We start from the raw sequence: 24,416 nt of genomic DNA, 5'->3' as shown, positions 1-24,416 counted from the left end.
AGAACGATAAACCTTACTCTTATAAGACCTCTTACTAATTTTGAAGGTAAGCCGCCCTCACAAATCTCAGGGGTTAGTTATCAAAGTTGCTCTTGGGCAGTATATTATGGCTAAATTGCTAATTGTCACTCCTTTCTTTCCTCCATCTGCTGCCAGCGGATCTTTTCGCATACTTGGTTTTGCAAAGCACCTACCAAAATTCGGTTGGGATGTAACAGTTGTTTCCAGCGGCTCACGTCCTTGGGAAGCTAACGACCCAGAGCTTATAAATCAGATTCCCCCACAAACGTCTGTCCGCTACGTCGACTTTCCACTGGAACGAGCGCGACTTTTGTGGCACCAGGTATTGCAGCGGTTCCGTATAAAGGGATGTACCGATGTATGGAATCGCCCTGCATTGAAGGAGTGTCGGATTGCAATCGAAAAAGATAGAACAGATGTGGTCCTCACTTCCGGCCCGCCGCACAATGTGCATTTAATAGGTCGATCACTACAGAGACAATACAGTCTTCCTTGGGTCGCGGATTTCAGGGATCCATGGTGTTCTTGGGGCAATGAAACTCCGTATTTCAACAATCACTTTCTCCTAGAACATTTTTGGGAGCGATCCGTTTTCCAGCGCGCAAGTATGATCGTTGCGAACACAGAAAATACTGCAAGAATGTTTAAGGAGTTGTTTCCGGGCGTTGCTGACCGGATAGTCGCGGTACCCAATGGCTACGATCCAATGGGAATGGAGCCGATCGCACCCGAACGAAAGCATCATGAACGTTTCACGCTTCTGCATACTGGGATGATCTATGCTGGTCGCAATCCTCAGCCAATTGTAGAAGCACTACGCCAGCTTACAATGAAAGGTGGCATTCATGGTAAAACTCCCGTTCTTCGCCTACTCGGAAAGTGTTTTGACGATTCATTGAGAATAGATCTTGAACGACTCGGATTGCTGCGATGGGTTGAATTCGCTGATTCGGTGTCTTACTTGGAGGCTGCAAAGGAGGCTCGGCTATCCGATATGCTTGTGCTTCTTGACTCTCCTGGGCGTCGAATAGGTGTTCCGGCTAAGCTATACGAATATTTAGGATCGTGTAGGCCTATCCTGGCACTTTCAGAAAAAAATAGTGACTCCGCATTGGTCTTACAGAAGAGTGGAGTAGCACATCGAGTCGTGTCTGATTTTCTTGACATCGAACACCTAAGTGAAGTGATCAAAAACCTTGCCGAAGAAACGACCGCTATGCGACCTGCGAAAGATAATTCTTTTCTAAATAGCCTGACCCGTGAATCCAATGCCCAAAAATTGTCACACGCCTTAAAATCCGTTATGCTTCACAAGAATACAATCAGGTGATACTGAACGAAAAGCTCAGTCTGGAGGTGCATTGGTGTTCGATATCCTCATGAAGATCCGCAGAGGAGAAGGTCGTTTCTGGAGTATGGTGAAGCAATTTGCGAAATCCATAGTGCGATTACATGTTCCCGTTGTACCATTGAACAAGCCGATCTTTAGTGTTCTTTATCTTATTCACGTTGGCATCCGGTTTTTAGTTCTCAACATACTTCGAGTGGTATGGTTCCAGCCACTTTTCAGTAGCCAATGCGTGGCCGTTGGACCAAACTTTCGAATGGAGCAGCTTGTATTTCTACAAGGATTAGGACGAATTATCATTGGCTCTGATGTGCACTTATCCGGAAAATCCAACATCGGATTTTGCAATAGCGTTTTTGAACGCCCTGTTCTAGAGATCGGGAACTCTACTTTTTTGGGCCACGATTGTTCAATTTACGTTGCGCAGTCAGTTCATATAGGGCGCAATTGTTTAATCGCAGGTGGAGTAATAATTCGAGATTATGACGGTCACCCTCTCGACTATCTGTCCCGACGAAACGGAATGCCGATTCTCAAATCGTCAATAAAAACCGTATCTATTGGTGATGATGTTTGGATCGGTGCGCGTGCGGTCATACTGAAGGGTACAAGTATAGGCAACCGTTCAATAGTTGCCGCAAGTTCTGTAGTCACGAAAGACGTGCCACCCGATTCTATTGTCGCTGGCAATCCAGCTCGGATTGTCAAAAAGATGGGCGCTAGCGAAAAGACTAGCTGTCATGACGACTGAAAGTTGACTGATCCAGATTGAGTCATATTTAACACATTGACATTCTTCATTGTTTAGAATTGGAGCGAAAACGAACCAGGCGAGCAGTATTTCCGACATAGATACCGTTCTGCTCACATGCCTTCGCGACTACGGTTCCCGCGCCTATAACGCATTCAGCGCCGACGTCACTAAGAATGATTGCACCATTCCCAATCCATGATCCATTTCCGATAGATATCTTCTCTACTTTGCCATCTTGCAATCGAATAGGCACGTCTAGACTGTCGATTCCATGAATTCTTGGGCTCGCTATGCTGACATTGCTACCGATGAGAACATCGTCGCCAATCGCTGAGGATCCAATATTGCAAAAGGGACCTATGTAAACGTTTTTGCCGATAGCAGTATTCCTTTGCGCGAAAATTGTGCCAAAACCAATTGTAGGTCCAGGTGTGAGGCAATCAAGAACCCATATATAAAACGCTCGACGGAGATATTCTCCTGGGATGCCAGGAAATATGCTCATAAACTGGCTAGCAAACTGAAATAGATTTTCCTGTCGGTCCCATCTTTCCAATAGCCTGACTGGAATGGCCAGCGGGCTAACAAGAGCTTTACAGATGACGTAGATAATTGACTTAATCGCTTCTCTCATTCATTACTCCAGATTAGCGTAGAGCTTGGTGTATGTTTTGGCCATTCGTTCGACAGAGAAAGTAAATTCCGCGATTTCTCTTGCTTTCTTACCCATTTTCAGTCTTAACTCACGATCTTTTGCAAGGATTAATATGCACCTAGCCAAAGCACTTGGATTTTCTGCCGGCGCCAATAGGCCTACTTCCTCGGTTATTGTATTGGGAATGCCTCCCACTGCGGTAGCGACAACCGGTAAACCGCAGCTTAATGCTTCTAAGATTACAAGCGGCGTACCTTCTGTGCGAGAACTCATAAGAAAAAAGTCGGCTTGTTGAAGGATTGGTAATGGATCGTTTAGCTCGCCCTCAAAAACGACTTTTGTTCCGAGATTATTTATATCTACAAACTTTTCAGCTTTCTTCCGTTCCTGTCCATCGCCAACAATGAACAACCGCAATTCAAGATTTGTAGCAATTGTCGCTTCTTGAAAAGCACTCAGTGCAGTCAAAATATCTTTATCGGGATGCAACCGACCCATCCAGACAATCCGAATTTGGCCGGATGAACGAATGTCACCTGGAGTAAATCGTCTTGTGTCAATGCCATTTTCGATAAGCAAGACATCACTAGCTGGAATTCCACTCACATGACACAACGCATCCTTTACGACTTGGTTGATAGCGACAACTGACGTAGCCTTGTGTGCAAACCGAGCAGTTAATTTGGCATATTTTCGATCATTCAAGAGTGGTTCGGCAGTATGTTCAGTAACAATTCGATTTTTGATTCCAGCAGCTACTGCAGGAGCATGTACGTCTGCATAAACGCTGAAGTGTTGCGCATGTATGCATGTCACCCGATGATTGACCAACCATCGCATAAGGAGAAAGCGTGATAAAGCTCGACCAAATCGCGTGCGATTCTCCAGATCTAGGGCTAAATAAGGGATCCGAAGACTTTTTACTATCGATACTAGTGGCCCCAACCCTCTTCGCGTAGCACAACATACGACATTGGCACCATGTTCGGCATAGTACTTTACCAAATCCAAACCAAGGCGTTCAGAACCACCAACATCAAATGAATATAGTGCCACACAAATTGTCGCCTTTGAACGATATACTTCTTCTGGGCAGGAACTTTCAGACGAATCTGTGGACATTTTGATAATAACCTTGTTGTATGAACTACAGTGATTCAAATACAATTACGACATGAGTAATCAGAAATCTCATGTACTTCTAATGTTTTAGAATCAAGCAAAGAGTTGGGCTCAATAGCAGTTCTAACCTATATGGCGATATTCAAATCAACACAGCCTAAAGTGGGATTAGGAATAAAAAAGCATGGAAGTTGAAGGTAATCAGCCTGCGCAAGAATGATTTCACTTGTGATCTAAGGTTTCGTAGTCTACCTAATTTTTTCAATCACTATTAAAACGCATATGCGAATATTAAGTATAATTACTGTTGCGCTAAATGAAGCCAAAAATATTCCGCGATTAAAACAATCTATCGACTCGTTGGTTATACCCGATGGGATTTCTGTCGAGACTGTGCTCGTTGATAATGGTAGTCAAGATGAAACTGTGAGAATTGCCTGCAAGCATGGATATCACGTACTGGCTTCAGCTCCGAATTTAAATCTAGCTTCCTGTCGCAATGTCGGCATAGAGTCTTCGAGCGGGGATTGGCTTGCTTTTATTGACGCTGACTGTGAGATCGACAAAGACTGGCTGCTTTCGATGGAGCCTTTTCTGCAACTCGATTCTGCTATTCTGATCGGATGGCCTGTTAGGCCCCCTTCTCCGGCTACCTGGGTACAAAGAGCGTGGCAAACGCATTGGTCTCAGAAAACGAATCTGGTTGAAATGCAATATGATCGCCAAGTGGTGGCACACGATGCTTATCGATTGATATGCACTAATAACATGGCTTTTTCTCGCGCTGTTTCAGATATGCTCGGAGGCTTCGATATATCATTACACACAGGTGAAGATTCTGATTTTGCTATTCGTGCAAGCAATGCTAAAGTAAATGTACTCGGTCTTCCACAAATGGGAGTTATTCACCACGGAGAGCCTGCTACTCTAAAAGCGTTTTATCGGCAGCAAACATGGCATATGAACTTGTCTGCATATAATACCGCGATCCAGGGGTTCAAGGTCCCCAGGGGACTCAATGCTTTGTTGTTTACATGTCTATTCGGAGTTTTGTTATTAGTATTTGCGATGTCAATTACGATGTTTTGTGTTTCGACGGAAATTATTTTTCTTCCCTTTATTTTTTTATTGCCCACCTTCTTACTACTTCTTGCAACTAGAACTAGTTTTCGAGCACAAAAACCACGCCAATTGCTCCCTCTTTGCGTCGTCTATTTTGTATTCGGCATCGCACGATTGGCGAAGGTTTTAGGGATAGTTCGCACGGATAGAAGCTGGAGAGTGTCCTGTAAACTACATTCAGGACAAGGAAAGACGAATGCTGTTGATGCCTAATGAGTTCAATTAATCCATCCTTGAAAGTAATGATCATAATTGATACGGCGTATATTGGAGGGCCTGGGAAGGGGCTACTCCAAATGTTAAAGTATCAGCGGTCAGAACGATATAACTTCGTAATTTGCACCTTCGAATATCGTAAGCCAAAAAGCATAGAGTTCATTGATGCGGTACGTTCTGCAGGTCACGAGTTGCGATTGCTGCCCCAAAGATACCGTTTTGACCCTGCCGCGTTGTTCAAAGCGTTTGATATAGTTCGTACCGAACATATAGATTTAGTACAGTCTCACGGTTATAAGGCCCACGTGGTCGCGTTTGTTATTTCGATGCGAAAGCGTCTACCTTGGCTTGCTCTGACGCATGGATGGACTTGGGAAAACTGGAAGGTTCGGGTCTACAATCAGTTGGAACGTGTATTGCTCAAGCAGGCTGACATTGCAGCTGCCGTTTCTCCGCCACTCCTAAAAGAATTGGAAAAGATTCGTGGAGCTCAGCTGCGTTCTAGGCTAATTCCAAATGCAGTGGACGCCGACGAGATTCAAGGTCACCTGGGGGGACATGCAGTTAGAGAGGAATATGACATTCCATCCGACCACGTCCTTCTTGGAGTCTTTGGCCGGTTGAGTCCAGAAAAGGGAGTTGCAGAGGTGCTTGTTGCCTTTCATTCAGTGTACTCAGGAGTGAAGAATGTCACTTTACTTTTCGTTGGCAACGGCAAGTTGGCCACACCTCTGAAAAGTAGAGTGGCAGAGCTGGGACTAGAAAGCCAAGTGAAATTCGCGGGTTACCAAAGCGATATGCGAGACTTTTACGATGCAATCGATATACTCGTAATTCCTTCCCTGTCTGAAGGTCTTCCAAACGTTCTTTTAGAAGCCATGTCTTTGGAAGTACCGGCTGTCTGCACAAGAGTAGGTGCAATTCCGGATGTGATTCGACATGGTGAAACAGGTTGGCTTGTTTTGCCAGGCGATTCTCATTGTTTGGCAGATCAACTTAGAGAAGTTATCTTGAACCCTGAGCTTAGACAGAAAGTCGCTTCTTCTGCACGAGCATCATTGCACCCACGGTTTTCGCCTGCTACCCGAGCCAAACAATTTGAGTTAATCTATGATGAGTTGCTACTTGGCAACTCTCTTGCGAAGGATAATCCTTCCGAGTGAAACGACTAGGATTCTACATTGAGGAAATTGTCGAACATGATCAATGCCCACAAGAGAGGGCCATGATCCCGTCGTCTACTTAAATGCTCCAAGACAAAGGTTTGGAGAGTTTCTTGATCAAAGATGCCAGTTTCGAGTAAACGTGATTCGAAAACGCATCTCTTTAGGCGATTTCGCAATGGGCCTCTCAGCCAAGAGGATAGTGGGATGGAAAAACCCATCTTTGGACGAAACAAGATTTGCTCCGAAAGGCGCGACTGGTATGCCTTCTTGAGTATATATTTACTTATCCCTGCCCGCAACTTTAGGTCAGGCGGTAGTGACGAAACCCATTCTACGAACAAATGATCTAGCATGGGGACACGTACTTCCAAAGAATGTGCCATGCTTGCACGATCAACCTTCGTGAGAATGTCACCAGGTAGATAGACCTTCATGTCGAGGTATTGCGCCAAGCTGAGCGGATGTTGGGTTGGAGCATTCTCTGCGTGAACGCACATCACTTCTTTTGCATCATAACCTTGAAGGTTCGACTTGAATCGGGAGCTGAACAACGCATGTCGATCCTCTGGGGTGGTAATCATCCTTCCCCGAGCAAAGCTTTCCACAGCATCGAGAGCTAGGCTTTCAAAAGTCGTTCGAGCTCGCAAATATTGAGGTGCGCGATATAGCCTTGGATAGACTCGCCCCAGGCTCCCAAACAAAAAGCGCCGAAATAATGTCGGAATGACTCTTCTAATGCGATCTTTATTGTAATGCATTAGGTGATCACGATAACCTGCAAAGTTTTCGTCACCTCCATCGCCAGAAAGTGCAACTGTAACCCATTCTCTTGCCATTTCACAAAGTCGATACGTTGGCAATGCTGAGCTGTCGGCGTAGGGTTCATCGTAGATGTGAGCAAGTTTATTGACCAGAGCAAAGTCATCTACTTTTACCTGTCGAACATGATGGTCAGTGCGATATTGGCCTGCTACTTCCGTGGAATAGGAAGATTCATTGAATTCCTCGTGCTCAAAAGCAATAGAACAAGTTGTAATTTGGTCAGGCTGTAACTCTGCCATCAAGGAAACAATAGCACTTGAATCCACTCCTCCAGACAGAAACGCACCTAAGGGTACATCAGATATTAACCGAATATTGACGGCTTCCCGGAGACGCTCCAGAAGTTCTTTAGCCACTTCATTTTCTGAGGAATATTTATTGCAGATTTTGAAGGGAACATCCCAGTACATTGTAGGGGATATGTCAGACAAGTTTCTCGTGACTCGAAGTGTGTGACCGGGAGGAAGTTTCTTTACACCACTATAGATAGTGCGCGGATCCGGTACGTATCCATAGGCAAAGTATTCTTCAACTGCATGTGGGTTGATGTCGGGACGAAAAGCTTTATGAAGTCGGATCGCTTTGAGCTCAGAAGCAAATACGAAACTGTTTTCTTGGAGCACACTGTAATACAGAGGCTTTATACCAAGCCGATCTCGTGCCAAGAAAAGTGTTTCTTGAGGCAAATCCCAAAGGGCAAATGCGAACATTCCTCGAAGGTGTTTTACGCACTTTTCTCCCCATTCTTCCCAAGCATGAACTATCACCTCTGTATCAGTCAAGGTTCTGAAGCGATGTCCCAATTTTTTGAGATCAGATCGGAGTTCTCGGAAATTGTAGATTTCTCCGTTGAATACTACAACCACTGACTTGTTTTCATTGTAAATTGGTTGTTTGCCTGTTGACAGATCGATGATCGACAACCGACGGTGAGCTAATCCAATGCCGTTATCAATGTGATAGCCAGAATCATCAGGACCACGGTGGGCAAGCGAATCATTCATTCGACGCAGCATTTCGGTGTCAATCTTGCTACGATCACTTTGAAAGACTCCTGCGATGCCACACATTGTTTTTATCTCCAGCCTCAATTTTACTTGGTACAGAAATGATATCATTCGCCTCGGTTGAGACACAAATAGCCATAGAAGATAGGTTTGTCAACTAATGCTTGATTGGATTGAACTAGCCCTTAAGATTTACTTTTGTGTCTGCATTGTATTGATTGCTTATACGTACTTGTTTTATCCTGCGATAATTTGGTGCTGCGCTCGTTTTCGGGTACACGAGCAGGCAATCGACTCTTCTCTGGTGAGTAGTGTATCGCTGGTCTTGGTTGCACATCGAGAAGGTGAAAAGATACTTACAAAGATCCGTAATCTGGTCCGACAGGTTAACCAAACGGGTGTAATTGGTGAAATCATAGTAGTACTCGATGGAATTGATTCACATACAAATGAATATTCCAAGGAATTACAGGGAGCATTTCAAGAATCCGAAGTACAGCTAGTAGAACTTCCGTGTAATTGTGGCAAGGCTGTAGCACTTTCCGAAGGGGTAAAATACGCACAACAAGAGATATTAGTTTTTGCCGATGTGCGTCAGACGTGGGATAGTCATGCATTATCTCGACTAGTTGAAGCCTTCCGAGACCCTCAAGTTGGTGCCGTGAGTGGAGATCTTGTGCTAAATGATTCTGGGGGTGGTGCTGATGGAGTTGGTCTCTATTGGAGATACGAAAAGTGGCTGCGTCTTCAGGAGTCTCAGTTCGATTCGGTGATTGGAGTTACTGGAGCGATATGCGCAGTGCGTAGAAAGCTCTTCGCGGGCATACCCAAGGGCATTATTTTAGACGATGTGTATTGGCCAATGAAAGTCATAATGTCCGGTTATAGAGTGAAGCACGAGCCAAACGCCGTGGCCTTCGACCAACTCCCCCACAGTGCCCACGATGAGCTTCGCAGAAAAATCCGCACACTTTGCGGCAACTTCCAGATATTAACCAGCCTTCCGGTCATCTTGCTGCCTTGGAAAAACCGTACTAGCTGGCAGTTTATTTCGCACAAAGTTCTGCGGCTTGCTGTCCCCTGGGCCCTGTTGGGAGCCTTCATTTCAAGTGCTTTGATTGCCACGCCTTTATACAGATGTATGTTTTTTGCACAAGTTTTTGGCTACGCTTTGGTAGTATTAGTAATGTGGACCGGCACTGGATCTCGTTGCCGCATCTTATCGGCAGCGGTTGCGTTTCTACTACTCAACTACGCCGCTTGGCTCGCCTTCTGGGTCTGGATACTAGGACGAGAACACAAGTGTTGGACGACTGTCGATTATGTACCTTCCCCAAGCGAAACACTCCAAGAAAATCTACAACATTAAATCGGACCTCGACAATCAGACAAGAGAATTCTTCAATGTCGGTAAAACTGCATAATATTGCACTAGCACAATTTATACATTGTGCGAGAAATAGTCTTAGCGTCTTGCTCATACTTTGTCTTGTGCTGCATCATTGGCCTGCATTAGGAGATGAAATCCCCGAGCTACAAGGCTGGGAGTCGAAAATGATTCACAATGGAAAGAAGTGGGGAGAATATCTTAATCCTGAAAACGGTCACTCTGTTGACGAGAGACTCGGTGCGCAGTATTACGATTCTCAATGGGTTTTCTACCAGATTGCCGACTACACCGGAAATCGTGAGCCTTGGTATACCTATGCTTCCTATGCGAGGCAGATCTATTTTGACGAGTATCTTATCCCAAACGAATTCCGGGCGCAGGGCTATCGAAGATTCCCAGAAGGTCTTTACCAAGATTTTCGTCGTGGCGGAAAGATAACTATTGAATCTTTGCGTTTGATCCGAGATATGCCAGCTTTTTCAACTGTCGATAGTTTGACACGTGGTCCCGACCATCGCTCTGGTTACTCAGAAGTGCTTTCGCGTGAGGTTGCTTATACAGTCGGAGCTAACATCCTTGCTGAAAAAGCGGGGCTGAATCGAGTCCATGAATCCGATGGCACGCCACGCCTTAAGCCGTTAGTTTCCATGATGGAAAATCACCTCTGGCAATGGCGTACACAAGATTTCAGCGATTCAGATATTAGTCGTGTAGCTCCCTTCATGATGGGATTAACAGCATATGCGCTGATTGAGTTCCATGAATGGGAGGTGCAGAACAATCGAGATCCAACTGCGTACTGGCCTCAAACGCATTGGCCTACTATCCAGTCGGCACTGTATGCTGTTTTTACATGGTTACATGACGAGGCAATGGTAATTTCCAGCGAGGATGAAATTACTATCAGGATGTGGGTCCCTATGAAACGAATAGGGTACGCCACCTTTCGTTACATGGATCGTACAATACCAGAAGTAGGAGCCCCCACACCGGCACCCGACCTCAATCTTTTGGTGGCGCATGTTTACTATTGGCTATTTTACCAAACAGGAGAAGAGCAATTCAAGTCGATTGGCGATCAGTTGTTTGCGGGCGGAGTCAGGTATGGCTCACCTGAGTGGAGCGGAAAACACTTTAACCAACTCTACCGACTCTCTTTCAAAGCTTTCGATTGGAGAGCCGCTAGGACGCACAACAAGACGGTCAGACCCGATCACTCGGAGAAAGTAGTTTATCCTTAATATATCATTAGTCTCACATGATCCGCTTGTTAACCCAACCTTAGTTGTTGCTGCTACTCGGTTTGGCAACATCGCAGCTAGTCATGGGAAAACGGCTTAGCTCGGCAAAGCTGTTGGCCTGCTCCCCAAAAAGTGATCCATATGTTATGAGAGTCTTAAGCGCCCATGAAGGCAAGGAGACTCAGGATGACGAAACGAAGGAAGCGGCATAGTCCGGAACAGATCGTGCGGAAGCTGCGAGATGCGGATGCGATGCTGAATGCTGGGAAAGACTTGGCCGCGGTATTGCAGGCCTTGGAAGTGAGCGAAGGGACTTACACCCGCTGGCGTAGTCAGTACGGCGGGATGAAGGCGGAAGAGGCAGTCCGACTGAAGAAGCTGGAGGACGAGAACAAACGTCTGAAACAACTGGTTGCCGATCAGGCGTTGGATATCCAGATGTTGAAGGTGGTCGCGGAGGGAAACTGGTAAGCCCTGCTCGGAAGCGAGAGGCCGTCGTCAAGCTGCAGGACCAGTTTGCGACGTCCGAGCGAAGGGCTTGTCGCGTCCTGGGACAACCACGGTCGAGTCAGCGACGGCGGCGTAAGCCGCAAGTGGATGAAGCAGCGTTGGTAAAACGAATCCGGGAATTGGTGCGCCAGCGTCCCCGATTTGGTTACCGTCGGATAACCGAGTTGTTGAAGCGTGAAGGGTGGCGAGTGAATCCCAAACGGATCTACCGCCTGTGGCGTCAGGAGGACTTAAAAGTGCCGAAAAGGCGAAGAAAGCGGCGTAGTATGGGGTCAAGCGTGAATGCGTGTCACTGTCGTCGGGCAGAGCATCCAGATCACGTCTGGACGTGGGACTTTATCTTTGATCGGACCACTTCGGGCAGCGCGCTGAAGTGGCTGTCCATTGTGGATGAATATACACGGGAGTGTTTAGCGTTGAAGGTAGACCGCAGCATCACCAGCGAGGATGTGATCGACACACTGGCTGAACTGTTTGCGATGCGCGGCGTGCCGCAACATATTCGCTCGGACAACGGGCCAGAGTTCATCGCCCAGGCGATCCGTCGTTGGACTGAGCAATTGAGCATCGAGACGCTCTACATCGAGCCAGGCAGTCCCTGGGAGAACGGCTATGCCGAGAGCTTTCACAGCCGATTTCGAGAGGAGCTACTAGCCCTGGAAGAATTTGAGAGTTTAGCCGCAGCACGGAAGCTGACCATGGCTTGGAAGGAAGATTATAACCATTACCGACCGCACAGCTCGCTGGGGTATGCCACCCCGGTAGAGTTCGCGGCCCGCTGCTGTTCTTCCGTTCGGGCTACGCCCTCACTCCAGAACAGCAGCGGAATTACCCAACCCCTACTCTCATAAAGAGTGGTACCACTTTTGGGGGCAGGCCACTGTGGAAAAAGATTGCCGGCGTCGTATTGGGATTTCAATAGTTGACCAGCACTCCTATCCTAAGCTATTGCCTAATAGCTTTCTTGGAAGACAAGACTTCACTTACGCATTGGCCCGAAGATTATGCTACAGTTCTCTGCTGACTTGTGCGATGACTCCCAAAAGGCCAATGCACAGATTATTGCGAGGCTTGGAGAATCTTCGCTGAAACGCCGCATTGATGCTTCGAGTCTTTATCATATATAGAGTCAACCTCGTGTACTCTCTCGGCAGGACCTAATCTTAAGTGATAGTTCTGAGCCTACCATTGCTTCAGCAATGGAGGAATTGTTGTGCTTTTGGGCTTCGTAGAAAGCAATGTTACGTCAGATGGGGTTCCCTAACAACTTTTGAGAAGTGTCTAGAGTCATCAAAGTTTTTCAGGTTACTCGGAATTGATCGAATTATCCTCGTAACTGTTGCAGCTCTGCCCAGGGTTATTGCTTGCCTACGAGAGTTCGGCATTGAAGTAACTCCAGCGCCATTTTATTTCCAAGCAACTTACCTGCCAAGCCTATCCGAATGGTTTACTCTATCACCAGTCGCGTTGGAAAGCTCTAAATATGATTTTGACGAGTTATTGTGGAATATGCGGTATCAGATGAAGTTCAAAAATTCCGTCAATTAATATACAAGCAAAAAAAGCATAGATGAGCAATACCTTCCAAGTCCATAGAGGCAACGCTTTGCAACTTCAACAGCGTTATCGCCAAGGAGAATGGCGATCGCGTATATTTTGCGACCTTGTCATCGCCGAGATCAGAAATTTTAAAAATGATTGTAGGGTTCTTGATATTGGCTGCGGACATGGCTTTGATTTTGAATTGTCATTTCAGAAAGAGATAGCTGATGAAGCCTCAGTGTTGATTGGCATCGAACCAGATTGCGACATTCAAGTTAGCGATATACTCGCAGACTGTCACCGCACGACGCTGGAAAAAGCACCTATTGAGAAATGTTCGATTGACGTAGCTTATTCGGTAATGGTAATGGAACACATTAACAAACCTAAGGATTTCTTCGACACAATTCATAAAGTGCTACGAGATGGTGGAACCTACTGGGGGTTTACTGTCGATCGACGTCATTACTTTTCTACGGCGTCTCGAATACTTCAGGAAATTCGATTGAAAGAGAAGTATCTCAATTGGATCAATGGCTCTTGCGGAATCGATCGATATGAAAACTATCCAACTTTTTATCGCTGCAATTCGCCTCGACAACTTAGAAAACTTACTCGCGAGTTTTCCAAAGTAGATGTTTTCAGCTTGTCGCGCCGAGGAGACACTGAGTCCTGTTATCCAGCGTTACTAAAACCCATTTTTCAGTCTCTAGACTTGCTTATCGATACATTTAGTCTACCAGGCTCACTTCTCTTGGTTCGGTGTCAGAAATAGCAAGTCTCCAGTATTTTACAAGCCATAATTATCATTGTCCTTGAAACTAAATCCTAAGTGCCCAGTCACTATTCATAGCTAGCTGAGAAAAAGTCAAATCAGACTCGTTCTCTTCGTCTTCTTCAGTTTCCATACTCAAGTCAGAGAAGGCTCTTAATGGGGCCTGATTTACGTTTACAAATGGAGATAATAGATTGTCGCTCTTTGCTGTCAATTGTGACTCCAACTCTGCGTGCTGAGGTACTTCTTCCCCCTCTTCACTCTCAAAGAATGTTTCACTAATATCTGGTCCGAATGGATAACCCAACTGGTTCATTCCAATTAATGTGAACCCAAGGTCTTTCTCCGGTGTAGAAACTATGGATGATGGCTCAGTATCTGTTTGTTGTAACGTCTGTGCCTGTCGCATTGCTACGTAATCGAAACTTACTCGATAGTTTTGATTGAATTGCTTTGGCCCATTGAGGTACGAATGCTTGACACCACCGGCGAAGATTGAGTCGGCTTGATTACGAAAAGTCATGTTCCCTGTCTCTTGATAGAGCCACTCGTAGACTGGGGCAATTAAGAGGTTGAGGTCTGGCGCACTATCTTGCTCTGAAAGCCGATACCAGAATGCTTCGTCTTCAGGTTTCCAAGCGTGGTTCCAGGTCCACTCAGCACCCAACAGTAGTTTTTCCAAGATGCGCGGATCTTGATCGACACGCTCGTAATATTGCATAAGAGCGTCTGCCGTCAATGCAAACATGAAAGGAGCATAAGTTGGATCGGCTTCTTCAATAAACCATTGATCTAAGTGCCCCAAGGCCTGCTCGAATAAGTCTCCCAATCGGTCCCTGCGAGGTTCACCTAAGAGCTCCGCATCGAGATAGCTCATCATACTATAGGCAACCTCGCGACTCGCATCTATACTCTCCGTCCATGATAGTGGCACCCCGTCAGCGGCGAATGCTGCATTGTGAGAAAGTGAAATCGCTGCCACTCTTGACAAATCGTCACCTGTACGCTCAAAGTGTTCTACCAGTCCCCGTGAGAAATTCCAGTAACCCGGGACTCCGCCGTCATTTGGTAATACGTAGTTGTCTCGATACACCGTGATCGCCATTTCGGCGTAGGCATTCCAAGAAGAGTCCCCCGTATGATCAGCGATTTGATAAAACACGCGTGCAGCATCGTAATAAGTTGCACCGAGTGCTCCACTTGGATTATTGCTTATAATATAGTTTGCTAATGAATCGCCATGTTGCTGTCCATAGCTAATCATGTTTTGTAGCCAACTGTCGAGCTCAGGTATCAGCACTTGGGCAGTAACATCGACTGTCATGAACGCAACTGATGTCTGTCCGTGGTTAGTCACTTCAAGTTGCAATTCGTAGGTGCCCACCTGATCGAACTGGACCGTCGTATTGGCGGCAGACGCGTTGTTAAATGTCGCGTCACCGGGACCAGAGATCTTGGTCCATTGGATCGTCAAATCCGAATCGATGTTCACCTCGAAGTCGCCGTTGAGCTGTAAAGAAGTGAACACATTGACCGAAGTGTTCTCTAGCGACCAGATCATCGGCTGAAAGAGAAAGTTGGTCAGTGGCACATCCACTAAGGGCTGGACTGTCGGGCCTGAAGCAACAACCCCTTCCGTGGGCTCCTTCATGTGAATAATGGAAACGTCGTCGATCATCCCACCCGGCTGGACGAGTGCTGGACCCAGGGGCGAGACTGAGAACAAGTGCCGGGTTTCCAGCAGTTCAAACTGGAGCCTGGAGTGTTCTCCGGAATGTGGCTTCCTATTAGGCTGCCTTGACATGAAAGATGCCTCCCCAATCGCGAGCACTCTCCATGCAGGTGCGGCGCTTGGTTGGTTCAATTGATGTGCGAATAACTGTTCCGAAGAGCATGGCGTAAAGTATAGGTAGACGAGGGTGGATGGGAAAGTCAGGTCAACTTTAACGCCACATACGAAGCCTAGCATATCCTTCTACTTGATTGCTATGTCGCGAAGAAGGGCCTTTAAGAAGCTTTCGTCGCTATATTCGGAATTACTGCGATATCTGGGATTTTTCGAAGACGCAACTAAGGTTGTTTAGGCCGAGTTTTGCAGTCTATCCCAGTACCCCGGCACACTTGAGACTGGTCCAAGCAAATGATAGTTGTCTCAGTGCCAGATAGTTTTTGGCTTTTTCTCCCAGCGGATAAGGAGCCGACTAAAACGATTAGTCCAAGAATGTGTGCTTTCTACCACCCAACCCTTTGCTTTGTAGCGAGGATTCGCTTTCAGCTGCTTCAGTTCTTCCCCACGGGAAGTGATGTGCGGTCGATAGTTGCGACGGTGAAGAATTTGGCGAAGGTCCTGCGAATCGTATCCTTTGTCGAGACAGACGTGGTGATGCCGAGAAGAAGAAGGTTGAGGGCGTTTAATGGGAATACTGTCGAAGGTCGCTTGCAGAAGTTTCACTTCGTGCGTATTGGCACCGCACACCGAAAGAATTTTTCAAATTGTCAGCCCAGGCTTGCCTGGGCTGAAAATCTTGTTTTCTAGCATTACAACTGGTACCAAGTTGGGGTGAGATTCAACCGCTACAATACGTAACTTAAATACTGATGTCTCTATTCGGGGCAGGCCACAGCGTATCCTTGTAGCCAAATTAGTCCATAGAAGTGTGAATAATCTCAACACTATACGCCGCTTTTTCTGATTTAATAGAACAGAGCTTTTAATAACACCTCGGGTAGCCTCACTCATCGTTGAAAACAGTTTTTCCAGAATCTCCTAAGCAAGGTATAGACGAGAATGAGATCAGAAGTCCTATCTTCACTTCGTTGGCTGCTCACTGCTAGACTGTTGGCACAACTCGTAACATGGGTAGCAACGATATTCATAATTAGAATTCTATCACCAAACGACTATGGGTTGATGGCCCTTGCTGGAATGTTCATAGGGTTTTTTGGACTATTCGAGGAGATGGGACTCTCGGCGGCTATTATAAACAAGCGGCAACTCGCTGACTCTGATATAAAAAACATCCTTGGACTTGTAATTGTATTCGGAATCACTGTCTATTTACTAATCTATATGTGTTCATCCGTGGTTGCCAACTTCTTTGAAGAGCCTGATTTGGCAGCAATATTGAAGTGTTTGGCTTTGAGACTCCCTGTCTCGTCCTTAGCAAGCGTTCCGCGAGCTTTAATTCAGCGGGAGATGCTATTTCAGAAAAAATCCGTCGTAGAGTTTCTATGCGCAGTCATCTCTAGCATTGCCACCCTCGGACTCGCTATTGCCGGGTGGGGAGTATGGGCACTTGTCTACGGGTCGCTAGGCTTTGCCATCGCTAACATGATTGGACTGTGGATAGTGCTTGGCAAAATCTATAGTCCGAGCTTTGAGTTAAGAAAGCTTTTAGCCGAGATGAAATTTGGTGGTTTAGTGTCAATGGACAGAATATTGTGGTATCTATCTACTCAGGCCGATGTTTTTTTTATCGGAAGGTTTCTCGGCAACGAACAACTTGGTATCTATTCCGTGGCTATGCAATTGGCCACTCTACCTATGCAAAAGGTAACTGTAATCTTTAACGAAGTCGGATTTGCTGCATTCTCAAGAATTCAATTAGATCTTAAGGAAGCAACTAGAAAGTTCGTTTTTGCCGTTCGGATGATTTCATTTATTGCGTTTCCGATTTTTTTCGGAATCGCATCAGTTTCTTCTGACATCGTTTCAGTTTTGTTGGGACCTGACTGGGTAGCAGTCGCAATGCCCCTCTGGCTGTTGGCTATCCCCGTGCCGCTGAGATTGCTTGAATCGATTAACACGACAGTGTTGTTTGGTTTAGGTCGACCAGGCAAAGCGGCCACCAATAATCTCTTCTCACTTGCTTTACTTGTTCCTTGTTTTGCCGCAGCCAGCTATTGGGGAAATATCGTCACAGTGTGTCTTGTATGGCTCACCGTCTATCCAATTTGCTTTCTTATCACTTTAACGCGCACTCTTTCTATAACAGAATTGACACTTGGCAATTACTTTCTTCAACTCTTTAAGCCCTGTATGTTTTCTGCCATAGTTTACGGATCGGCAGTCTTCATCAAGGTAGTCTTTCCCAGTTTTATTTCTAATGGCATATTATTTCTTGTTTGTGCGATAATAATTGGATCCCTGGTATATGCCTTACTTCAATTGGTTTTTAATAGAAGTACTTTTACTAGCTTTGTATTTCTTATGTCTCACAAGTCATCTAATTGAAAATCAGACTGGAAAAGATTCTGTATTAATAGTCCTTTCAGTTGGGCGATGGGAAATGTAAGGCAGTTCGCAAGAAGTTGGATCGAAATAATTCGTTCCGTAATAAATATCCATCATTGGCTAAAGCCAGGAAGTGTATTCTAATGTGCGGTTTAGTGGCTATCGTTTCATTCGACGGTGCTATTGTTGACTACAATCAGCTTAAAAAGATGGCAAAGGCAATCCAGCATCGAGGCCCTGATAGTTCTGGAATTTGGTATGACAAAAACGTCGGTTTTGGATTTCAACGACTATCGATATTAGATCTTACTGATGCAGCCGATCAGCCTATGACAAGTCCTGACGGACGATACACAATTGTCTTCAATGGTGAGATTTACAACTTTGTTGAATTGCGATCTGAGCTAGAGTGTCTTGGCTATTGTTTTTGTACGTCTGGGGATACGGAAGTCTTGTTGTGTGCCTACATTCAATGGGGTGTAGACTGTTTGCTCAAACTAAATGGAATGTGGTCTTTTTTGGTCTATGATAAACTCAAGAAAACTCTCTTTGGTTCCCGGGATCGTTTCGGGATAAAACCACTTTTCATATATCGCTGCAATACTAAGATACTTTTTGGCTCCGAGATTAAGTCCATTCGAGTTCATCCAGATTATGGTGGTGGCGTTGATTGGAGTATCTCGGCTGAATTTCTTCTTCAAGAGAGGCTGGACTTTAACCAGCGAACATTTTTTGCAGGCATCGAAAAAATTCCACCAGGCACAGCGTTTTCGGTTGACCGTTTCGGCAAGCTGAAATCTTGGAATTACTGGGAGTTACCGTCTGGGGACTTGTCGAATTCGTCAGATCTTGTCGAGGAGTATTTTTCCTTGTTTTCTGATTCGGTGCGACTTCGAATGCGTAGCGACGTACCGGTGGGTGTTTTTCTCTCAGGCGGCTTGGATTCAACCTCCATCATCTGTGAAATGGCTCGATTATCTGAGGAGAATGGGCTCTCTTCTCCCATAAGCGCCTTCTCATTCGTACATGGGGAACTTGACGAATCCGAATACATTAAGGACACCGTTGCTCAGGTAAAAGCTGATTTGCGGCTTTGCACCACTGATCCACTGAAACTATGGAATACACTTTCACTGACACTTTGGCATCACGATGAACCTGTTCATTCAATGAATGCACTTATTGGCTTTGAACTTTCCAGAATGGCTGCTGAGTCGGGTATTAAAGTTGTCCTTAATGGTCAAGGTGCAGATGAATCAACTGCAGGTTACTTTAGTTACTTCCTAAACTATTGGTATAGCCTCTTTTATAATCTTTCGGTTCGAGAGGCTTGGAGCGAGATCCGAGCATTTACGTCCGCATTCGGAGGATCACAGTTGGGTCTATTCACAGACACTTTACTAAAGGCACTCTGGACCCAAATTGCATGCAGTCACACATATCAGAAAATAAAGCTCCAAAGGCAATATCGACGACATATGGCCAACAATTGGTTCGAGCCAGAATTTAAGAGCAACCTCCTTAAAGGAACTCCTCAACGTCTAGACTTATCGCTGGACTCACAACTGAGGCAGTCAATCACTAACTGGCCACTTCCACTCTACCTTAGAATTGAAGATCGAAATACGATGGCACACGGGGTTGAAGCTCGATTACCCTTTCTCGACTATCGACTTATTTCATTCTTATTCTCAGTAAAGAATGATTTGAAAATGCGTGGATGTTACAATAAGTACATTTTGCGAGCTGCTATGGAACATCGCATTCCGCCAGCAGTTCGCTTGCGTAAGGACAAGATGGGTTTTCCCGTCCCATCTCAGATGTGGTTTACAACTTCACTCTTCGAAACTGCCAAACAAGTGCTTTCCGACAAGAGTACTCGCGAACGTGGGTTTTGGAAGACTGACAAGATACTTTCGGATCTCATTAATCATCGCAATGGCACAACCGATATTAGTCTTCCGCTCTTTTATGTATTGCAATTTGAATTATGGATGAGAATGATGATAGATGATGGTCAGCAATCTAGGCCATCTGAATAGAGTTTTCAATAATCGGGTCTTTTGAATGTCTGGTAATCTTGATCTTTGGAAAACCGTTCTCGAGCGACTTAGAGTCAATCGCGTGATTCGTTGACGGGTTGTTATTGGATTAGGCGCTTGGTTTGTCTGAGGTCAGTTATTTGCTTCCGTGGGCTGTACGGTGTCCCGCCAGTTGACGAACTACCGGACATAAAAGTAAACTATATTGACCGGATTTGGTGATAAATACTAATTACCATCGTAGGTAAAGCTTTTGTGGACTTCCCACCGAGTAATAGCATTAATAAGGGAATCATTCCTTGAAAGAATGCTGTTAACAAGAACATTGGGGGCAGGCCAGGCGCTCTCATGTAAACCAAGAAATAAGTGTTCTAAAGAAGCTATTGTTGTTAATTGACAATTATTCCGATTGCATAGGCTTTTACTCTTGGAGACGAGTGAGTTGTAGCTATGGTTGCTCGACTAAAGAGAAAACTGCTTCACCTTTTGGAACAGCGTAAGCAACGAATTCTGCTTTCCCCGCTCTACGATCCTGACATAGGCAACGTTGACGTTAGAAGCCACCTTCATGAGGCCATGAATTGGCTGAAGCGGGCGCAGGATGTAGGCTCTGATCGTGGCGTCTCATATGGCGTATTCTTCGGCCAGGATTTTGATCTCAGCTACCCGGAGACAACTGGCTACATCTGCCAGACCTTTGTGGAACAAGCACAATTGACAAGCAATTCCGATCTTCTTAATCGAGCCATCGCTATGGGGGATTGGGAGATCGACATTCTGCTTCCGGAAGGTGCTGTGATGGGCGGCAGAGTTAACACGCAGCCTAGTCCAGCGATATTCAACACTGGAATGGTACTACTTGGTTGGAGTGCTTTGATTCAACTAACCGATGAAGAACGTTTTAAGCAAGCTGCGTGGCGGGCTTCTGAATGGCTTGTTGCTATGCAAGAGACTAATGGCAGCTGGATATGCGGGAATTCAAAGTTTAGCAACCCCGAATCGACCCTCTACAACGTCAAGGCAGCGTGGGGGCTTTGCGCCGCAGGATTGGCGCTTGGTGAGGAACGATTCATACAGGCGGCTTTGAGGAACGCCGGATATTGCCTCAAACGTCAAATGTCCAACGGATGGTTCCCTGACTGTTGCCTTACCGACCGGCGGGCACCACTATTGCATACCCTTGCATACGCCATGCAAGGATTGGTCGGAATCGGGAAAGTCACGGGGCGCGAAGATCTGATCGACGGAGCGAGACGGCTCGCAGACTCTCTGCTGAAGATCATGCATCACGATGGATTTATTGCCGGGAGGCTGCGCAGCGATCTTTCACCAGCAGTTAAGTGGTGTTGCCTTACCGGATCAGCGCAAACCTCAATCATATGGAGTGAACTCTTCCTCATTACGTGCCAGGAGAAATATCGTGAAGCCGCGCTCCGTGTAAATCGATATCTAATGACGCGGCATGACATTCGCAATCCGGACTTCCGCTTGCGCGGTGGCCTTTCTGGTTCTTATCCAGTGTGGGGCGAGTATGGTCGCCTAAGTATTCTCAACTGGGCCACCAAGTTCCTAGTTGATGCGCTCGCTTTGGAGTTAAGGATATCAGCGTGACATCGCTCGAATTCTTTGCTGTGCGTGCGAAGGAAAGCCTCGTCGAGGACATCAGCGCATTGTCGCCCACTAACCCTTTCGTTACTTGGAATTACTTCCGTGCAATGGATGAAGTTGGTTGCGAGATTTGGACGTTGGGGCTGAGACAAAGCACTGGCGAGCTCGTGTCCGGATGCGGTGCGTTTCTAAATCGAAGCCGTCTCTGTTGGAACCTAGTAATTCCCTCAATGCCACTCGTTGGGGCAGACAGTTTATTTTGGGATGGCCTACGAGAGTTTTGCCGCCAGCAACGCGTCTCGGAACTTTTCATCGGTACGTTTGGTTCACCGACCGGAGTTGAGATCCCTACGTTTGGAGATTGCACAAGGAGAGACCGTTGCGAATTCGTTTTAGACCTCAAAGGCGATCTTATGTCTATGTTGGGTTCGAATCACAAAAGAAACGTGAAGAAAGCTCAGAAGGCCGGTCTCGTTGTTCGTCGGACCCGAACTGCAGCGGCGGCAATCCTTCATAATAGATTGATGAACCAATCCTTGGAGCGACGGAGTTCACGTGGTGAAGACGTACATGGGGTAGGCCCATCGCCCGAGCACATAGCGTATCTGGAATCTGGTGCGGGTGAACTGTTCCAGGCGGTCCATAACACTGCAGTGCTATCCAGCGTGTTATTGCTGATCTCACCAAATGGGGGTTACTATCAATCCGCCGGAACGTCTCCGGAAGGTATGGCGATTGGCGCATCGCATTTTTTGATCAATAGTATTGCGAGCCAATTGAGTGCTGAAAACAAAGAAATATTGAATCTAGGTGGGGCAGACGTAGATTCAGGCTTGGGAAGATTCAAGGAAGGATTCGGTGCCTCGCGATTGCTCTTACCAGAAGCCACTTTTTTCTTAGGAGTCAGTTGGGGTCGCAAATTCAAACGGGCGATCCGATTATTTAGTGCTGACAGAAAAGTATTTCTGTACTTGTTGTTCGGCCAAGTTTCGCGTTTTAGTATATACGCAATAGATACGGAAGCTGTTCGGCCACCAGAGGTGCAAATCGGGCTCACATTCCAGGCACTCTCGCCAGACGACTTGCGAAGTATCACTGTTAGTGATAGTTCTTTCCGCGCGCGTCAATGCAGTCGATTGGATCGCTTCGGTAAGAGCTACGCATACGGTGTATATGTTGATGATCAACTCGCCCACATATCTTGGCTACTGCCAGCGAATGCCATGCAAAAGGATCCACCGCAGGTAATTAAAGCACAGCCAGACGAAGCTGAGATTACCGCTTGCGAAACTTTGCCAGAATTTCGCGGCCAGGGGATTTACGGCATGGCAATACGCAACCTCATCCTAGTTGCTCGATCCCAGGGAGTACGCCGGGTTTTGATGAAAACCAAGGTCGAGTACAAACCATCGCATAGGGGGATCGAAAAGGCAGGATTGGAGCGAACGGGATCCGCAATCCTTTTTTCATTTCCACTCATCCATCGAACGATCATTTGGCGGCGATTCACATAGATTATATATTAATTACGCGTGTCATTTGCGCGACACGGGAGTAGCAGACTGAGATAGAGTACTCTAAGTTTTTTTGCGCCCCGATATCCAGAGATTCCAGAAAACGTTTTGAATCCATGCTCTTTGGACAAAGGAGGGAACTAAATCTCTCAGAACAGGCGGCATGAAATGGGCCCACATTGGCGTCGGGGGAAAGATCTCTAGCGACGACATTTTCAAATCGTCGCAGTTGTCTTGGAATACACTTTTCATCTCAGACACTGTAACAGGCCAGGTGTGGGGATTGCCGTCTTTTTCCCACCCGTCAGTGTAACGACTAGCTAGTTGCAATGGTGAAAGGAATTGGTTTTCAAAGTGGAGAAAACCCTCGACGTACCTCATGCCCCATAAGTAGTAAAATGACCTGCGGCAATATAGATACACCCCAAATCCTCCTCCCGGCTTGAGTACTCGCAGTACTTCACTAAGAGATTTTTCTATGTCAGGCGAGTGGTGAAGTACTCCCCAGGAATAGACATAGTCGAAAGTTTCGTTGTCAAATGGAAGCTCTCGTGCGTCGCAGAGTTTGATATTACCGGTGAGATCAAACTGCCGAAAACGTTCTGTAGTAATCTTAACCGCTTGCGGATTCAGATCTACTGCCGTGATCTTTGCGCCTGCCTTCGCCCAATTAGAGGCTTGATATCCTTGACCACAACCTACCTCCAAGACGTCCTTGCCAAGATATTGTTCATAGGGAAACAGATTGCTAAACGGCTTGTCGCCGTGGTGGCCTACATTCCATTCATAAAACTCAGCATCAATAGATTCGAAATACTCTCGTGTGCCGAACTCAACTTTCTTGTTGCCGAACTGCATGCCTCCGTGAAAGTCGGAAGCATATGTCTGGGGGTTAGACTTCCACCACTTTGATACGTCATCTGCCTTAAAGAGAGGCTCGCGCCCTGGAATCATTTTCTAGCCTCTTGAAAGCATCATAAATCCAAAGAAGTTTCTTACCGACGCCCAGTATTCCAAAGCATAATTAATGGGCTGAGTAGAATTAATGCTGTCAAAAGCACGCATTCGGCGAGGGGAACTAGTTCCAACATCCGACGAATCCGCAATTGAGAGGCAATTTTTGGAGTCAAGCGGAAGCTGCGACCGCGTCCATTCAGTGCCCAAATATCTTGATTACTCGCCTTATTGTTTCTGAGGGCACGCTCCAAGAACGCGAACCCGTGACCAATCGGATCGGGGTACAACAGTACGATGTTGTCGTATTTTGAAATTGAATTGAGCTCCTCCAATTTACCAGAAAAGTCCAAAACTTCTTGATCGGGATAAT

At 46.2% G+C, this 24,416-nt stretch carries 18 protein-coding genes; 12 read left to right on the top strand and 6 right to left on the bottom strand.

What is annotated here, in order from left to right:
* The first annotated feature begins 106 nt into the window (after positions 1–106).
* A complete protein-coding gene (locus Pr1d_RS15980) occupies positions 107–1,351 on the top strand; it encodes a glycosyltransferase (RefSeq protein WP_148074462.1) in 1,245 nt (414 codons plus the stop codon).
* A 49-nt stretch (positions 1,352–1,400) separates the two neighbouring features.
* Entirely contained in the window at positions 1,401–2,120 is a 720-nt protein-coding gene (locus Pr1d_RS26725) for an acyltransferase (protein ID WP_210417737.1), read from the top strand.
* Between the two features lie 46 nt (positions 2,121–2,166).
* Here Pr1d_RS26725 and Pr1d_RS15970 read toward each other — a convergent pair whose 3' ends face one another.
* Both Pr1d_RS15970 and Pr1d_RS15965 read right to left on the bottom strand, forming a co-directional pair.
* On the bottom strand, positions 2,167–2,757 hold the full coding sequence (locus tag Pr1d_RS15970; protein WP_148074460.1) for an acyltransferase: 591 nt from the start codon (positions 2,755–2,757) through the stop codon (positions 2,167–2,169).
* A gap of 3 nt (positions 2,758–2,760) precedes the next feature.
* Positions 2,761–3,900: a glycosyltransferase family 4 protein gene (locus tag Pr1d_RS15965; RefSeq protein WP_148074459.1), complete on the bottom strand. Its 1,140-nt coding sequence runs from the start codon at positions 3,898–3,900 to the stop codon at positions 2,761–2,763.
* A 282-nt stretch (positions 3,901–4,182) separates the two neighbouring features.
* Between Pr1d_RS15965 and Pr1d_RS15960 the strand changes: the two genes are divergently transcribed.
* The gene (locus Pr1d_RS15960; protein ID WP_148074458.1) at positions 4,183–5,235 is read left to right on the top strand and encodes a glycosyltransferase; all 1,053 of its coding nucleotides are present in this window, start codon (positions 4,183–4,185) and stop codon (positions 5,233–5,235) included.
* Positions 5,235–6,401, top strand: a complete 1,167-nt coding sequence (locus Pr1d_RS15955; protein WP_148074457.1) for a glycosyltransferase family 4 protein — start codon at positions 5,235–5,237, stop codon at positions 6,399–6,401. The genes Pr1d_RS15960 and Pr1d_RS15955 overlap by 1 nt, the downstream gene beginning before the upstream one ends.
* A 5-nt stretch (positions 6,402–6,406) precedes the next feature.
* Here the strand turns inward: Pr1d_RS15955 and Pr1d_RS15950 are convergent, their stop codons facing one another.
* Positions 6,407–8,296: an XrtA/PEP-CTERM system amidotransferase gene (locus Pr1d_RS15950; protein ID WP_148074456.1), complete on the bottom strand. Its 1,890-nt coding sequence runs from the start codon at positions 8,294–8,296 to the stop codon at positions 6,407–6,409.
* Between the two features lie 97 nt (positions 8,297–8,393).
* Here Pr1d_RS15950 and Pr1d_RS15945 point away from each other — a divergent pair, with 97 nt between their 5' ends.
* The 4 genes from Pr1d_RS15945 to Pr1d_RS15930 all read left to right on the top strand — a co-directional run bounded on the left by Pr1d_RS15945 (position 8,394) and on the right by Pr1d_RS15930 (position 13,691).
* Complete coding sequence (locus Pr1d_RS15945; protein WP_148074455.1) at positions 8,394–9,602, top strand: glycosyltransferase; 1,209 nt, start codon at positions 8,394–8,396, stop codon at positions 9,600–9,602.
* A gap of 35 nt (positions 9,603–9,637) precedes the next feature.
* The gene (locus Pr1d_RS15940) at positions 9,638–10,864 is read left to right on the top strand and encodes a hypothetical protein (protein ID WP_148074454.1); all 1,227 of its coding nucleotides are present in this window, start codon (positions 9,638–9,640) and stop codon (positions 10,862–10,864) included.
* Between the two features lie 186 nt (positions 10,865–11,050).
* Positions 11,051–12,225 (top strand): IS3 family transposase gene (locus Pr1d_RS15935; protein WP_238476520.1). Its coding sequence is split into 2 segments (ribosomal slippage): positions 11,051–11,321 and positions 11,321–12,225, totalling 1,176 coding nucleotides; the frame shifts between segments, so codons are not numbered across the junction.
* A 719-nt stretch (positions 12,226–12,944) separates the two neighbouring features.
* Positions 12,945–13,691 (top strand): class I SAM-dependent methyltransferase, encoded by a 747-nt coding sequence (locus Pr1d_RS15930; RefSeq protein ID WP_148074453.1) that lies wholly within the window; start codon positions 12,945–12,947, stop codon positions 13,689–13,691.
* Between the two features lie 46 nt (positions 13,692–13,737).
* On the opposite strand, the gene Pr1d_RS15925 is transcribed toward Pr1d_RS15930, so the two are convergent.
* Positions 13,738–15,495, bottom strand: coding sequence for a PKD domain-containing protein (locus Pr1d_RS15925; protein WP_148074452.1), 1,758 nt, complete (start codon positions 15,493–15,495; stop codon positions 13,738–13,740).
* Positions 15,496–15,843: 348 nt separating this feature from the next.
* Positions 15,844–16,167 carry a transposase gene (locus tag Pr1d_RS26720; protein ID WP_168205272.1) on the bottom strand — a complete coding sequence of 108 codons (324 nt, stop codon included), beginning with the start codon at positions 16,165–16,167 and terminating at the stop codon, positions 15,844–15,846.
* Positions 16,168–16,479: 312 nt separating this feature from the next.
* On the opposite strand from Pr1d_RS26720, the gene Pr1d_RS15915 reads away from it, so the two are divergent.
* The 4 genes from Pr1d_RS15915 to Pr1d_RS15900 all read left to right on the top strand — a co-directional run bounded on the left by Pr1d_RS15915 (position 16,480) and on the right by Pr1d_RS15900 (position 23,089).
* On the top strand, positions 16,480–17,925 hold the full coding sequence (locus Pr1d_RS15915) for a lipopolysaccharide biosynthesis protein (RefSeq protein ID WP_148074451.1): 1,446 nt from the start codon (positions 16,480–16,482) through the stop codon (positions 17,923–17,925).
* Between the two features lie 155 nt (positions 17,926–18,080).
* The gene (asnB, locus tag Pr1d_RS15910; protein WP_210417736.1) at positions 18,081–19,967 is read left to right on the top strand and encodes an asparagine synthase (glutamine-hydrolyzing); all 1,887 of its coding nucleotides are present in this window, start codon (positions 18,081–18,083) and stop codon (positions 19,965–19,967) included.
* A gap of 450 nt (positions 19,968–20,417) precedes the next feature.
* A complete protein-coding gene (locus Pr1d_RS15905) occupies positions 20,418–21,578 on the top strand; it encodes a prenyltransferase/squalene oxidase repeat-containing protein (protein ID WP_148074449.1) in 1,161 nt (386 codons plus the stop codon).
* Between the two features lie 521 nt (positions 21,579–22,099).
* Positions 22,100–23,089, top strand: a complete 990-nt coding sequence (locus tag Pr1d_RS15900) for a GNAT family N-acetyltransferase (RefSeq protein WP_390622024.1) — start codon at positions 22,100–22,102, stop codon at positions 23,087–23,089.
* A gap of 63 nt (positions 23,090–23,152) precedes the next feature.
* On the opposite strand, the gene Pr1d_RS15895 is transcribed toward Pr1d_RS15900, so the two are convergent.
* On the bottom strand, positions 23,153–24,043 hold the full coding sequence (locus Pr1d_RS15895) for a class I SAM-dependent methyltransferase (RefSeq protein WP_148074447.1): 891 nt from the start codon (positions 24,041–24,043) through the stop codon (positions 23,153–23,155).
* Between the last annotated feature and the right edge of the window lie 373 nt (positions 24,044–24,416).

This window comes from Bythopirellula goksoeyrii (assembly GCF_008065115.1).
In the GTDB taxonomy this organism is placed as follows: domain Bacteria; phylum Planctomycetota; class Planctomycetia; order Pirellulales; family Lacipirellulaceae; genus Bythopirellula; species Bythopirellula goksoeyrii.
This window is presented reverse-complemented; position numbering and strand designations above follow the sequence as displayed.